Here is a 12,812-nt window from a genome sequence, read left to right as displayed (position 1 = left end):
CGGGCATGGCTGCACTGCAGGGCAAGGTGGCGTTGGTGACCGGAGCGTCGTCGGGCCTGGGCGCTGAAACGGCGAAGTTGTTCTCCCGCGAGGGCGCGACGGTTTTCGGCATCGGACGCGATACGGATCGCTTGGCCGATGTGTTCGCCGCAGTCGAACGCGGCGGATTCGCGTCCGTGGACATCGGCTCGGCGCGGGCCTGCCGAGAGGCGGTCGAGCAGTGTGTCCGTGAATTCGGTGGACTCGACGTCCTGGTCAATGTTGCTGGGCGGCACCAGATGCGCCGAACTGACGCGATGACCGACGACGACTGGGAGCAAGACCTAGCGGTCAACCTCAACGGGCCGTTCTGGCTCTGCAGGGCGGCGCTGCCTCATCTGCTCGAACGCGGCGGCAACATCGTCAATGTCAGCTCCATCGCCGGAGTCGAGGGACAGGCGTATTCGGCCGGCTACTGCGCCGCCAAGCACGGTCTGATCGGCCTCACCCGAGCGTTGGCCGTGGAGTACACCGCGGATCGGTTGCGCGTCAACGCCGTATGCCCCGGCGGCATGCTCACGCCACAGATCGAGCAATTCAGCGCGCCAGACAATCCCAACTACGATCTGATCATGCGCACGGCCTCACCGCGCGGCATGATGCAACCCCTCGAGGTCGCCAATGTGATCGCCTTTCTCGCCAGCGACGCCGCGGTCGCGATCCATGGGGCTGTCTACCGGGTCGACAACGGCAAAGGCGCCGGCTGAGAAGCGCCGGCGCGAGCCGCCACCGCCCGTCGCTACCAGAGCAGCGCGTCGAACATGAGCGCCGTGCCGGCGGCGGTGGAGGCCTGATAGAGCGGCTCCCACCGGAACAGCCGCGCGGTGCTCGGCACCGGGGTCATGCGGCGTCCACCGGCGAAGCGGTAGGACCAATACAGTGCTCCCGCAGCAAACCCGACCATCCCGAACCAGTTCGCGGCGGCGATCCAAGAGAATCCTGCGGTCACGGACGGCAGGTCGGGTGAGGGCAGCTTCATGCCGGGCATGTCCATCACCGCCGAGTCAGGTCTTGGGTGAACGGGGGTGCGAACCCCCGGCACGACTCCGCTCATCAGCGCGTACATCCACGCCATTGCACCCATCATCGCCGCGTAATAGCACGTTTTCAGGCGCTGACGGGATACCGACGGCGTCCACACGGCAGCGCACAAGAACCAGACCCCGGCAAGAAGAAAAAACAGGATCGGCCCTGTCGCCGGGAGGCCGAGCCCAACACGCCACACCATCAAAACCATCGCCACCGACATCGTCAGGTGGATCAGGTGACTGACCATTCCTGTCCACTGATCACGTTGTGCGACAGCGACGTACGCGTACATCACGACGCTCACGCCGAACAGGACGGTGACGGCCCAGCGCAGCGCCGGGTCGTCGATCATGGCATGCAATCCGGTGACCTGACGAATGCTGTCCGCGGGACGCCCATGGCGCAACAGTACCCCTATGGGGTATTCGATCCAACCACCGCCGCGGTGTCGACGAATAGCCGGCGTTCGACCGCGGGCGCGGTAACGGTTCAGGCACGTTTCGGTCACCCCCCGACACGTCGTGCGGCACCATGGTTCTCGTGGTTGACAATTCGGGGCATGACGCAATCGCGGGAGTCCGACGATGGCGCGTGAGATCTCGCGGCAGGCGTTTCTGCGGGGCGCCGTCGGAGCGTTGGCCACCGGCGCCGTCCTCGGCGCACCGCGGGCGGCCGCCGATCCGAGACCTACCGGATGGGAGGGCCTGTCCACCGCCCTGGGCGGGAAGGTGCTGCTTCCCGACAGCCCTCAATTTGCCGGGGCCAAACAGGTTTTCAATACCAACTACAACGGTCTGACGCCCGCAGCGGTGGTCACCCCCACATCGGCGGCCGATGTGCAAAAGGCGATGGCATTCGCGGCCGCCCACAACCTCAAGGTCGCCCCACGCAGCGGCGGCCACTCCTATATCGGCGCGTCGACCGCCAACGGAGCCATGGTGCTCGACCTGCGCCAACTGCCCGGGGATGCCAATTACGATGCCGCCACTGGGCAGGTGACGGTGACGCCGGCCACGAGTCTGTACACGATGCACCGGACGTTGGCCGCCGTCGGCCGCGGTGTCCCAACCGGCACCTGTCCGTCGGTCGGTGCCGCGGGACATGCGCTGGGCGGCGGCATGGGGGCCCAGTCGCGACATGCCGGCCTGCTATGCGACCAGTTGACGTCGGCATCGGTGGTGCTGCCCAGCGGTCAGGTGGTGACAGCATCCGCCGCCAGCAACCCCGACCTGTTCTGGGCGCTGCGCGGCGGTGGTGGCGGAAACTTTGGCGTGACGACCTCGCTCACGTTCGCCACGTTCCCCACCAAGGACGTCGACGTCGTCAACCTCAACTTCCCGCCACAATCCTTCGCGCAGGTCCTCGTCGGCTGGCAGAACTGGCTACGCAGCGCAGACCGCAACAGTTGGGCGTTGGCCGATGCCACCGTCGACGCGATGGGCATGCATTGCCGAATCCTGGCGACCTGCCCGGCCGGATCGGGGAACAGCGCCGCGGCCGCGATCACTCAAGCGGTGGGACTGCAACCGTCGGGTACCGAGAACCACACCTTCAATTACATGGATCTGGTGAACTACCTGGCCGTCGGGAACCTCAACCCGTCGCCGCTGGGATATGTCGGCGGATCCGACGTCTTCGCCACCGTCAACGCGGGCGTGGCACAGGGGATCGCCGCGGCGGTCAATGCCTTTCCCCGCGGAGCCGGCCGCATGCTGGCCATCATGCACGCAATGGACGGCGCCCTCGCCACGGTGGCACCCGGCGCCACCGCCTTTCCGTGGCGCCGGCAGTCGGCGCTGGTGCAGTGGTATGTGGAGACGGGCGATCCGGCGGCCGCAACCAGTTGGCTCGGCACCGCACATCAAGCGGTGCAACAATATTCGGTCGGTGCCTACGTGAACTACATCGAGGCCAATCAGCCGCCGTCGCGTTACTTCGGCCCCAACCTCTCCCAGCTGAGCGCCGTACGACAGAAATACGATCCCGGCAGGGTCATGTTTTCGGGGTTGAACTACTAGCCGCCGAACGGGCGCGGATGCCGCGGGCAGCCGACACTCAATGGTTAGCCGGGCTTGGCACTGGGTACTTCCAGTGTGTCTGTGGCGAGTAGGGGGTTGGCGAATGGCAATCGAACACGGTCATACACGGTGCCCGCGTTGCATGGCGTGGGCCCAGTACCGCTTTCTGGAGCGTGGTGACGACCGGCTCGAGTATCAGGTGCATTGCGATGCGTGCGGGAACCTGTACTCCGAGGTGAACATGGCGTCCACCGTCACCACACCGGCCGCCTAGGGGTCCTGCCCGGCCGCCTTTCCACCTCGGGGAGGCGGCCGCGACCTGCTACGTTACGAATCTGAGTCCTGGTGTAAGGTCTGGACCGCGAGCCAAGACGCCCCCACACTGGAGCAGCGCCAAGTGCGCGCAACGCCGTGCGAAAACGCGGTGAAAGGGGCGGCGTGAACGAAGTATTGGCGCGAGCCGGCATTTTCCAGGGGATCGCCCCTGATGCGGTCGATGCCTTGGCTCGCCACCTGCAGCACGTAGCGTTCCCGCGCAGGCGAACCGTCTTCGTCGAAGGCGAGCCGGGTGACGACCTCTACGTCATCCTGTCGGGCACGGTGAAGATCCGCCACCAGACGGCGGACGGTCGCGAAACTGTTTTTGCGGTACTGGGCCCCGGGGACGTGTTCGGTGAGCTGGCGCTGTTCGATCCCGGCCCGCGAACCTCGACGGTGATCACCCTGACCGAGGTGAAGGCGGTCAGGATGGACCGTCACGCGCTACGGACATGGATGGTCGAACGTCCCGAAATCGCCGAGCAGCTGCTGCGGGTGTTGGCGCGCCGACTCCGGCATACCAACAACGCCCTGAGCGACCTGATCTTCACCGATGTCCCCGCCCGGGTGGCCAAGCAAATTCTCGACCTGGCAATGCGATTCGGCACCAGTACCGGGGGCTCGGTGCTGGTCGAGCACCACCTCACGCAGAAGGAACTCGCTCAACTCGTCGGGTCCTCGCGCGAAACGGTCAACAAAGCCTTGTCAGACTTCGCCCAACGCGGATGGATTCGACAGCAGGGCAAGGCCCTCATCATCGACCAGCCCGCGAAGCTGGCTCGCCGCGCGAGGGCTTAGCGCCCCACCGACGGTGCGTCGTCATCCGTGAAATGCTGCTGGGGCAAGCACAATACGAATGCATCGCCCAGTTCAGGCTCTAGGTGATCGACCAGAATTCCAGCAGGGTCCGTAGCGTCGCGACCAGGGGAAGCGGCTGGTCCAGCATGGGATGGTGGCCGGCCAGGGCCAACTCCACGAAGGGCCCACGCAGCTGAAGCAGGGATCGGATGCGTTCGGCCATATCGTCCGGTACCAAACCGGCTTCGCAGCGCAAATACCCTACGCGGCAACGCATCGCGGCCAGCATGGTCTCCAACGACTCCTCGTCGGCGGGCGTCGGCTCGAGAAACTCACCGGCGAAGATGGCCGGGTCGAACTTCCAGATCCATCCTCCGTCGGTTTTGCGTATCGACTCGCCCGCTATGTGTTGTCGGACGTAGGGCAGGATCAACTCCTGCGAGGGCACGGCCGTAAAGCGGGCCAGGATCTCGTCCCTCGTCTGGTAGCGGGTGTGTTTGCGCCTCCGCAGTCGCCCTTCCTCGGGCGCAGGCTCCCACAGCGGCGAGTCGATGACCAGCATGCTGTTGATCTGCTGGCTGTAGTGCATCGCTGCCGTGGACACGACCCAACCGCCCATACTGTGGCCGACGATCGTCGGCCGCGCGGCGGGGCCGGCGGCCGCCGCGACCGCCATCACTTCGGCTGCCCAGGTTCGCAGGTCGTAACGGCCACGCGATTCGCTGTCACCATGCCCGGACAGATCCGGCGCGATCACCCGATGGGTGCGGGCAAAGAACGGCGCGATGTGATCCCACCAACCTGAATGTGCTCCGCCGCCGTGGACGAGCACCACCGGAGGTTGGTCAGCAGCGCCCCAAACGCGCAGGTGTATGCGGCAACCGTCAACGTCGATGTCGCGGTGCTCTGGTTGGTGCTCGAGCGCCGTGGTGAACCAGGACGCGACGGTCGGCATCGGGCGCGGACGGGCGAACAGTTTATCGACCTCCGCATCCGAGGTTCAGACGTGGTGCCATGGACCAACTTCCGCTCGGCTGCAGCCGAGCGTGGCACTGCTGGGCAGGACTCGTGGAACTCAAGAATGCGACCCGGTGAGCCGCACGGTCACGGTGACAGCACCCCTCTCGTCCTGCGTGGCGACGGCGTGTCCGGCGCATTCGGTCTCGTCAAGGCGCAGCGTGAGGGGGCCACCGGTGTTGAGGAAGTTGCGCCACCACGTCTTCGCCTCGGGCATGCCGACGCTGATGACGATGTCGCCGCCGGCACGTTGGTAGGCCACCGGGATGCTGTATGTGCGTCCGGACCGTCGACCCGTGTAGGTCAGCATCGTGATGTTGCGATTGATCAGGCGGCCAAAGCGACGGGAATTGCTCAGTGCGGCTATCGGCGCATTGAAAACGGGCGCGGCTCGCAGCAAGAGGCGGCCAAGTTTGTTAAGACCCACGGGGAAAGTATCGCAGCAAATCCCCAGAGCAGTTGACCGCGGGAATCAACAGGATGCCGGCCCGATCGACATGGAGGTAGCATCCCCGCGAAGACGCTCCAGTGGTTGCGATGAACGAGGAAGAGGGCGCTGATGACTGCTCCTGTCGACCGCTCGGTGCCGCCCAGCGGTATGGGCTGCGTCGAGTGCGACGAGGCCGGTGGTTGGTGGGTGCACCTGCGGCGTTGCGCCGCGTGCGGGCACATCGGTTGCTGCGACGATTCGTTCTCTCGTCATGCGACCAAGCACTGGCAGCAGACCGGGCATCCGATAATCCGGTCGTTCGAACCGGGTGAGGACTGGTTCTGGAACTACGAGGCGAACGACTATTACGAAGGCCCCCCGCTTGCACCGCCCCAGTGCCGTCCCGAGGACCAGTCGGTGCCTGGGCCGCGCGGGCGGGTGCCGCATAACTGGTTCGAGCTGCTCCGCCATCGACAAGGCTGATCGCAGCTAATTGCATCGCGTGGCGGGTGCGGTGGGCCCGGTCTAGACTCTTAACGCCCGTACCGCGCGAAAGGCATTCGCCCGTGCCAGAGACCAATTCCGGCTCGCCGTTGGTCCGCAACCCCATCGTGCGCGTCATCGCCGATCAGCGTCGTTGTTGTGGGCACTTCGAGCACGGTGGTTGCCGGCAGCCGACCCGATGGTGATTCAGGATCGGGAGCGTGCCGACCCTGAGCAACCATCGGCATGGGCACCGCTTCGCAACCGCGTGTATCGCAGCCTGTTCATCGCGCAAGTGGCCTCTAGTGTCGGGACCTGGATGCAAAGCGTTGCGGCCCAATGGTTCCTCGTGGAACAACACAGCAGCGATGTCATCGTGGCGCTGGTCCAGACCGCCAGCCTTGGGCCGACGCTGCTGCTGGGTCTGTTCGCCGGCGTGCTCGCCGATCTCTTCGACCGGCGGCGGTTGCTGTTTGTGCTGCAGTCATACGCGGTGCTGGTGGCGTTGGCGCTGGCGGTCCTGACTTATCTCGGCCGCACGACCCCGACGTCGCTGCTGATGTTCACCGTGGCCATCGGTTGCGCGGCCGCACTGGCCGGGCCGGCCTGGCAGGCGATCCAGCCCGAGGTGGTCCCCCGCGAACAGATACCGGCCGCCTCGACACTGGGCAGCCTCGCGGGCAACGCCGCGCGGGCGATTGGCCCGGCAATCGGTGGTGTGGCGGTGGCCCTATCCGGACCCGCCGCTGTGTTCGCGATCAACGCGGTGTCGTTTGCGGGAATCATCGTCGCTCTCGCGGCGTGGAAACGGCCGAAGCAGATCGCGCCGCTGGAACGAGAACACTTCGGCCACGCCATCCTTACCGGGCTCCTGTTTGTCAACAATAGCCCGATCTTTCGCAGGATCCTTTTGCGCGCAATCCTTTTCCTGTTTCCGGCTTCGGCCGTGCTGGCGTTGTTGCCGGTGGTCGCGGCACACCGATGGCACCTGGGCGCCGGCGGGTACGGGATGGCGCTGGCGGCGATCGGCCTGGGAGCCGTACTGTCAGTAGGGTTTGCCGCACGGTTACGTCAGAGGGTTTCCGATAACCTGCTGCTCGCCGGGTCCGCGGCCGTGTACGGGCTGGCGCCGCTGGCGGTGGCCTGGCTCCCGTTCGCCGCGGCCACCCCGATTTTGGTGCTGTCCGGCATGTCGTGGCTGATCACGTTGACGACGTTGAACGCCGCTGCTCAACTCTCGTTGCCCCGCTGGGTGCGCGCCCGCGGCCTGGCGGTGTATCTGCTCGTCGCGACGGGAGCACAGGCGATCGGCTCCTACGCCTGGGGGGCCGTCGCCACGCGAGCGGGACTGCACACCGCGCTGGTGGGGTCGGCCGTGGTGCTCGGCGTTGTCGCGCTCAGCATTCTGGTCCTGCCGTTGCTGCCCTGCACCGGGGCGCTGAGCGTCGACGTTTCCAGCGCTTGGCCGTCGCCCACGCTCGTGTTCGAACCATCACCCCGGGATGGGCCGGTGCTGGTGACCGTTCGCTACCAGGTTCCGCCGGAGAACCTGCACGACTTCACCGAAGCGATGCGCGCCGTCAGGCGCTCACGCCTTCGGACCGGCGGACACAGCTGGCGGCTGTATCACAGTGTCGGACAATCCGATACGTTCCTCGAGAGGTTCACGGTGGCGTCGTGGACCGAATTCGAGCGTCAGCGCACGGAGCGTTGGCTGGAATACGACACCGATGGCGTCAGTAAGGCGTTGGATTACACCGTCGACCGTGCCCGGCGCCACGAGTACTTCCTCGCGCTGCGCTTGCCCCGATGATGTCTTTCCACGCCGAACGCCCCCGCCGGGACGCAATAGGCACGGCCACCATCCGCCCATCCGCCGCGGCGCATCTGTGACAATGCACCGTGCGGAATCTTCAACGGAGGCGTGGGTGAACTTCGACACTGGGCGGCTTATCAGATCACGGCAGGTGATCGCGACGGTGGCAGTCCTTGCATCGGCGACCGCATTCACCGGACCTGCAACTGCCGGCGCGGACGCGCCGATGTGCAATCCGTCGAGCGTCGATGCGAATCAGATGTGCCACTTTGATGCCTCAGACCCCCTGTCGAACATCAGCATGGTGTTTCCGGCCAACTATCCCGATGAGCAGACAATGGTCGGCTATTTGACCAAGACCGATGACGATTTCCGCAACGCCCGCGGTCCGCTGAATACATTGAAATCGCCGACTGCGCTGAAGGTTACCGGTACCCGATACAGCTCGGGTCCCCGGGCGACGGGCACCCAGTCGGTGGTCACCGAGATTTACCAGAACCTCGGCGCCGCTCACCCGTTGGTTTGGTACAAATCCTTCAACTACAACCTGGCCACTCAGAAGCCGATCACCTTCGACGCGTTGTTCCAGCCGGGAACTCAACCGCTGCGGGCCATCTTGCCGATCGTGCAGAAGACTCTGGCCGACCGGTACCGGGCGAAGGTTTCGATTCCGCCGGCCACCGGTCTCGAGCCGGCGAACTACCAGAGCTTCGCGATAACCAATGATGCGATCGTGTTTTTCTTCGACCAAAACGCGCTGCAGCCGGCGATGGAGGCCACGCAAGTATCGGTGCCGCGCAGCGCGGTCGCGTCGATAGTCAGTCCCGACGTCGCCTAGTCGGCCGATCTAGTCGCATCACCACGGATGCCAATGCCGAAGCGGTGGCGGCGGTCATCAATCGCATGCGCCGGAATCGCGAAGGCCGTTCGCCCAGCCGGTGGCCGCGACGATGTTCGCGTGCGTGACTCCCGACGGGTCCTTTCTCTTGATGCTGTCGCTGATCCGCGATAGTTGAAATGCCAAGTGGGTCATGGATTCACCGCCGTATACCGGCGAATACGGCCCGAAGTTGTCGGGCTGGTTGGTGATGATCAATGGCTTCACGCGTGGTGCCAGAAAGGCCGTCGACCTGTCGATATTGGCGACCACAGTGTGAGCGTTCCCCGCCACACTGCCAACCGAGTAGTCGTCATGCTGATCGCCGAGGTACCGGTTGAAGTCGTTGATCTGGTCCATAAGCGGATCGAATTGCGACTTGAACCATTGGCAGGAGTCCGACATTCCGCCGATCATCTCTGGTGTGACGCGCGCCGTAAATGTGTTGTACGGCCAGATGGTGAAGTTCGGTGACCAATCGGTGGGCGCGGGCGTGAACACCGGCAACGGCGGAGGGGGCTGGCCGGGATCGGCGGCGGCGTGGCCGGAAATCACCACGGCGGCGGCGAGTGCCGGCCCGGCGCACACCAGGCCGCTCCATGACAGTCGCAAGGTTGTCAGATTCATCCGTTCTTTCCAGAGGAATACGATATCCCTCGGTCGCCGAATATCGAACCAACAATGTTGTCGCCACATTGGGACTAACATTTCGCGGGCTCGGCGATTCCGGTCGTCAACGCCTCGCCCGGACGGCCGCCGCTGCGGCTACGGTGATCTGTATGCCTTCGGCTAGCCGCTCGTCCGCAGATCAGGTGAAGCGGCGCCCAAAGGACCGCAAGATCCAGATCGCCCGCGCCGCTACCGATGCGTTCAGCGAGTTGGGTTATCACGCGGTCAGCATGGAAAACATCGCGGCACGAGTGGGAATCTCCGCTGCGGCGTTGTACCGCCACTCGCAGGGCAAATACGACCTGTTTCGCGAGGTCTTCCTGGCGCTGGGACAGCAACTGGTCGACGCCACGGCGTTCGCGGACGCCTTAGCCGCCGATGGCGATGCCGAAGAGCAACTCCGCGCTCTCATTGGAGCGCTGATCGACACTACGATCGTCAACCGCACCGCCGGTGGACTATATCGGTGGGAGGGCCGCTACCTGCGTGGTGGCGATCAGCGCGCTCTGGCCGAGCAGATCAAACTGACCAACCGTCGCCTGCAGCGCCCGCTGATGAGACTGCGGCCGAAATTGACCTCGCGGCAACGCTGGATCCTGTCGGCGGCCACGCTGAGTGTCATCGGCAGCATCACCGACCATCGGTCCCGGTTGAGCAATGCCGAGATCCGCGCGACGCTGGCCGATATCGCGATCTCGGTGTTGCGCGCCGAGCTGCCAAGCCAGCGTGGTCGTGGCTCCGACCGGCCGCGCCCCGCGACACTGACCAGCGCCGCCGGAAGTTACGAACTTCTCTTGCACGAATCGATGCGCCTGTTCAACGAGCGCGGCTATCGCGAAACCGGGATGGAAGACATCGCCGCAGCGGTCGGCATACCGGTTGCCAGTATCTATCAATACTTTCCGGGGAAGGCCGCCATCTTGGCGGTCTACTACCGGCGTGCCGCCGACCAACTCTCGGGTGACCTCTCCAGCATCCTGGCCACCAACGCCGACCCGGAACAGGCGCTGGCGCAACTCATCGAGGCCTACGTCTCGCGGTCGTTCGCCAATCCCGAACTGGCCTGCGTGTATTACACGGAGCGTCACAACCTGCCCGACACAGACGCGGTGCTGCTCTACAACATTCAGCGCTCCACCGTCGAATCCTGGGCCAGCCTCGCCGTCGCGGCCAACCCCGAACTCACCCTGGGCCGGGCCCGATACGCCGTCCACGCCGCGTTCGCTCTTGCGGTGGACATCGGGCGGCTGGTCTACCCCGACACGGCCGCCAGCCTCACGGTGCGGCGCTTGATGGAGGTCACGGTGCTGGGACGGCCCGCCTCCTCCCGCAATGCGCCACGCGGCGGCCGACCACGTCGCTGACGGGTCTTCGCAGATGGCCCGTACCCGAAGAACCAACCCCCACTTGCTGGTGAGATATCCACCTCGCCGGCGTATCGGGCCGAGCTGAACGCCCGCTTCCAGCAGCGCATCTCCGGTATTCGTTGGCGTGCCCGAGCGCCGCCGATGAGCCCACTGGGCTATCGGATCTTCCGAATCACTATTAACATAGACGGATCTAGTCCGCATGCCGGGTGTGCTGCAGTCCTCATGGCTGTTGTGGGCCGCGGTCAAGCTCGGCGGCGCCCGTGTGAAAGGCATGCCCATGCTCAGCAGGATTCGCACATTCCTGGAGTATCAATTGACCATCGCTGAACTGTTGGGCCTGGCGATACTGCTGGGGACGCCGTACCTGATCGTCGGCGTGATCTGGTCCAGCACCCACACGCAGCATCTGCACGACATGCACGGCGCCGATTTGGTGGTGTCTTTCCTCGGCTCGATCGTGTCGTGGCCGGTGCTGCTTTTCGCCAACGTCTGCATGACGTAGGGGCTCGCGTGACCAACCGCGTGGCGCTGATCGTCTTCACCGCCGTGGTGCTCTTGGCCGGAGGGCTATTGGCACTGTACTTCCCGGTATTCATCGATGCTTTTGACCAGTTCGGCTGGCAAGTCAAGTGCGGCAACGGCTTTACGACCGAACTGACCCAGGCCTCAAGCGCGGCCGGCACGGCGCGGCGCTACGTCGACCAATGCAATAGTGCGCTGATGATCCGGCGGTCATGGGCCATCCCGACGGCGGCGCTGGGCGGCGTGACGCTGACGTGGCAGGCTGCGGCCGCGGTCGTCCACGACCACCGGCGCTCAACGCTGTCGGCGCGCGGGGCGCAATCGCCACTGCGGGGCCGGGAAATGTCTCGGCAAGACGAAATATCCCGCTGAGAATCGACATTCACTGGCCAGCAAATCGCTGGGCCGCGCTACCGTGTGCTCTCGTCGGGTAGGTCGTGGCGCGACTGGTGCAATCCCGGCCCGTCCGGATCCTCGTCCTGGTGCTCGAGTTGCTCTTGCAACTTGCGCTGTTCCTCGGTCGCCTCGCGCGCGTCCTCGGGCGCCGCGGGCGGGTCGAAGTTGACTTGCTGATCCACCGAGATCTCCTTTGTACGTCTGCACTGCCTGTAGTCAGGGTCTCCCGGATGGCAGGCGTCGAAACCCGGCCCAATCCGTCGATGCCGATTGCGCTGCTCACGGCGCCGCCGGTGTGTGACAGCTGGCGTGCCGTCAGCCGAGGTGCGCGGACAGCAGCCAAGCACCCACCGACTTGCGACCGTTGTCCTCGTCGCGAATGTCGGCACCGGCGAAGGCTTCAAAGCCGGCCAGGAAGCTGTCGGGCACGTTGGCATGGATGCGCGCGGGCCGGATCTCGTCGATGACCCAATACTTCGAGACGACACCGCGCAGCTCGGTCTCGGTGACCGCGTTGACGGGGCCATCGGCCGGCATCGCGGCGCGGTCGAACACGAGCACGAAGTACGAGGCTCCCGGTGCGGCGGCCCGCACGATCGACTGCTGATAGCCCTCGCGTAGTTCGACGGGCATCGAGTGGAAAAGGGTGCTGTCGATGATGGTTCCGAAGCGGCCGTCGTAGCCGGTGAAGGCGCTGATATCCGCGACCTCGAAGGTGGCGCTGGTCAGGCCCCGCCGGGCGGCTTTCTGGGTAGCCAACGCGATGGCGGTGGGCGACTGGTCCAGGCCTACCGTGGTGAAGCCGCGCTCGGCGAGATACAGCGACACCGCCGCCTCGCCGCAACCGGCGTCGAGCACGTCGCCGTGGAACTTGCCCTCCTGGATGAGGGCCGCGATCTCGGGCTGCGGCTCACCGATGCTCCACGGTGGTCGGGCGCCCTCGCCCATCTCGGGAGCCTCACCCCGATAAGCGGATTCGAACATCTCTTGAGTCGGTTGCGTCATGACTCCTTTATATCAACGACACTGA

The 12,812-nt window shown here is 65.2% G+C and carries 16 protein-coding genes; 10 read left to right on the top strand and 6 right to left on the bottom strand.

Annotated features, from left to right (window positions below; genetic code table 11):
* Nucleotides 1–5 precede the first annotated feature (5 nt).
* On the top strand, nt 6–746 hold the full coding sequence (locus AC5Y4H_RS02705; protein ID WP_499978360.1) for an SDR family NAD(P)-dependent oxidoreductase: 741 nt from the start codon (nt 6–8) through the stop codon (nt 744–746).
* Between the two features lie 32 nt (nt 747–778).
* On the opposite strand, the gene AC5Y4H_RS02700 is transcribed toward AC5Y4H_RS02705, so the two are convergent.
* Nucleotides 779–1,420 carry a DUF5134 domain-containing protein gene (locus AC5Y4H_RS02700; protein WP_499978358.1) on the bottom strand — a complete coding sequence of 214 codons (642 nt, stop codon included), beginning with the start codon at nt 1,418–1,420 and terminating at the stop codon, nt 779–781.
* A gap of 232 nt (nt 1,421–1,652) precedes the next feature.
* On the opposite strand from AC5Y4H_RS02700, the gene AC5Y4H_RS02695 reads away from it, so the two are divergent.
* The 3 genes from AC5Y4H_RS02695 (at nt 1,653) to AC5Y4H_RS02685 (ending at nt 4,202) form a co-directional block, all read left to right on the top strand.
* Complete coding sequence (locus tag AC5Y4H_RS02695; protein WP_499978356.1) at nt 1,653–3,086, top strand: FAD-dependent oxidoreductase; 1,434 nt, start codon at nt 1,653–1,655, stop codon at nt 3,084–3,086.
* Between the two features lie 142 nt (nt 3,087–3,228).
* Nucleotides 3,229–3,360 carry a hypothetical protein gene (locus AC5Y4H_RS02690; protein WP_499978355.1) on the top strand — a complete coding sequence of 44 codons (132 nt, stop codon included), beginning with the start codon at nt 3,229–3,231 and terminating at the stop codon, nt 3,358–3,360.
* 164 nt (nt 3,361–3,524) lie between these two features.
* A complete protein-coding gene (locus AC5Y4H_RS02685) occupies nt 3,525–4,202 on the top strand; it encodes a Crp/Fnr family transcriptional regulator (RefSeq protein WP_499978354.1) in 678 nt (225 codons plus the stop codon).
* Between the two features lie 79 nt (nt 4,203–4,281).
* On the opposite strand, the gene AC5Y4H_RS02680 is transcribed toward AC5Y4H_RS02685, so the two are convergent.
* Both AC5Y4H_RS02680 and AC5Y4H_RS02675 read right to left on the bottom strand, forming a co-directional pair.
* Nucleotides 4,282–5,157: an alpha/beta fold hydrolase gene (locus AC5Y4H_RS02680; protein WP_499978353.1), complete on the bottom strand. Its 876-nt coding sequence runs from the start codon at nt 5,155–5,157 to the stop codon at nt 4,282–4,284.
* A 120-nt stretch (nt 5,158–5,277) separates the two neighbouring features.
* Nucleotides 5,278–5,646: a nitroreductase/quinone reductase family protein gene (locus AC5Y4H_RS02675; RefSeq protein ID WP_499978352.1), complete on the bottom strand. Its 369-nt coding sequence runs from the start codon at nt 5,644–5,646 to the stop codon at nt 5,278–5,280.
* Between the two features lie 132 nt (nt 5,647–5,778).
* On the opposite strand from AC5Y4H_RS02675, the gene AC5Y4H_RS02670 reads away from it, so the two are divergent.
* The 3 genes from AC5Y4H_RS02670 (at nt 5,779) to AC5Y4H_RS02660 (ending at nt 8,786) form a co-directional block, all read left to right on the top strand.
* Nucleotides 5,779–6,132: a UBP-type zinc finger domain-containing protein gene (locus tag AC5Y4H_RS02670; protein WP_499978350.1), complete on the top strand. Its 354-nt coding sequence runs from the start codon at nt 5,779–5,781 to the stop codon at nt 6,130–6,132.
* A gap of 181 nt (nt 6,133–6,313) precedes the next feature.
* Nucleotides 6,314–7,945, top strand: a complete 1,632-nt coding sequence (locus AC5Y4H_RS02665; protein ID WP_499978349.1) for an MFS transporter — start codon at nt 6,314–6,316, stop codon at nt 7,943–7,945.
* Nucleotides 7,946–8,060: 115 nt separating this feature from the next.
* On the top strand, nt 8,061–8,786 hold the full coding sequence (locus tag AC5Y4H_RS02660; protein ID WP_499978348.1) for an esterase: 726 nt from the start codon (nt 8,061–8,063) through the stop codon (nt 8,784–8,786).
* Nucleotides 8,787–8,843: 57 nt separating this feature from the next.
* Here the strand turns inward: AC5Y4H_RS02660 and AC5Y4H_RS02655 are convergent, their stop codons facing one another.
* Nucleotides 8,844–9,452, bottom strand: a complete 609-nt coding sequence (locus AC5Y4H_RS02655; RefSeq protein ID WP_499978346.1) for a hypothetical protein — start codon at nt 9,450–9,452, stop codon at nt 8,844–8,846.
* Between the two features lie 152 nt (nt 9,453–9,604).
* Between AC5Y4H_RS02655 and AC5Y4H_RS02650 the strand changes: the two genes are divergently transcribed.
* The 3 genes from AC5Y4H_RS02650 to AC5Y4H_RS02640 all read left to right on the top strand — a co-directional run bounded on the left by AC5Y4H_RS02650 (nt 9,605) and on the right by AC5Y4H_RS02640 (nt 11,758).
* Entirely contained in the window at nt 9,605–10,858 is a 1,254-nt protein-coding gene (locus tag AC5Y4H_RS02650) for a TetR/AcrR family transcriptional regulator (protein ID WP_499978345.1), read from the top strand.
* A gap of 283 nt (nt 10,859–11,141) precedes the next feature.
* Nucleotides 11,142–11,366, top strand: a complete 225-nt coding sequence (locus AC5Y4H_RS02645) for a hypothetical protein (protein ID WP_499978622.1) — start codon at nt 11,142–11,144, stop codon at nt 11,364–11,366.
* Between the two features lie 8 nt (nt 11,367–11,374).
* Nucleotides 11,375–11,758 (top strand): hypothetical protein, encoded by a 384-nt coding sequence (locus AC5Y4H_RS02640; RefSeq protein WP_499978344.1) that lies wholly within the window; start codon nt 11,375–11,377, stop codon nt 11,756–11,758.
* Between the two features lie 38 nt (nt 11,759–11,796).
* Here the strand turns inward: AC5Y4H_RS02640 and AC5Y4H_RS02635 are convergent, their stop codons facing one another.
* Nucleotides 11,797–11,964, bottom strand: coding sequence for a hypothetical protein (locus AC5Y4H_RS02635; protein ID WP_499978342.1), 168 nt, complete (start codon nt 11,962–11,964; stop codon nt 11,797–11,799).
* Nucleotides 11,965–12,097: 133 nt separating this feature from the next.
* Entirely contained in the window at nt 12,098–12,787 is a 690-nt protein-coding gene (locus AC5Y4H_RS02630; protein WP_499978341.1) for a class I SAM-dependent methyltransferase, read from the bottom strand.
* Nucleotides 12,788–12,812 lie beyond the last annotated feature (25 nt).

Source organism: Mycobacterium sp. NGS58 (assembly GCF_059812385.1).
Note: the sequence above shows the minus strand (reverse complement) of the source record. Positions and strands in the feature narration are given on the sequence as shown.

Bases quoted from the DNA above. Each gene is read 5' to 3' on its own strand.
- AC5Y4H_RS02695 (WP_499978356.1), top strand. From the start codon at position 1,653: ATGGCGCGTGAGATCTCGCGGCAGGCGTTTCTGCGGGGCGCCGTCGGA.
- AC5Y4H_RS02645 (WP_499978622.1), top strand. From the start codon at position 11,142: ATGCTCAGCAGGATTCGCACATTCCTGGAGTATCAATTGACCATCGCT.
- AC5Y4H_RS02670 (WP_499978350.1), top strand. From the start codon at position 5,779: ATGACTGCTCCTGTCGACCGCTCGGTGCCGCCCAGCGGTATGGGCTGC.
- AC5Y4H_RS02690 (WP_499978355.1), top strand. From the start codon at position 3,229: ATGGCGTGGGCCCAGTACCGCTTTCTGGAGCGTGGTGACGACCGGCTC.
- AC5Y4H_RS02655 (WP_499978346.1), bottom strand. From the start codon at position 9,452: ATGAATCTGACAACCTTGCGACTGTCATGGAGCGGCCTGGTGTGCGCC.
- AC5Y4H_RS02705 (WP_499978360.1), top strand. From the start codon at position 6: ATGGCTGCACTGCAGGGCAAGGTGGCGTTGGTGACCGGAGCGTCGTCG.
- AC5Y4H_RS02680 (WP_499978353.1), bottom strand. From the start codon at position 5,157: ATGCCGACCGTCGCGTCCTGGTTCACCACGGCGCTCGAGCACCAACCA.
- AC5Y4H_RS02700 (WP_499978358.1), bottom strand. From the start codon at position 1,420: ATGATCGACGACCCGGCGCTGCGCTGGGCCGTCACCGTCCTGTTCGGC.
- AC5Y4H_RS02630 (WP_499978341.1), bottom strand. From the start codon at position 12,787: ATGACGCAACCGACTCAAGAGATGTTCGAATCCGCTTATCGGGGTGAG.
- AC5Y4H_RS02650 (WP_499978345.1), top strand. From the start codon at position 9,605: ATGCCTTCGGCTAGCCGCTCGTCCGCAGATCAGGTGAAGCGGCGCCCA.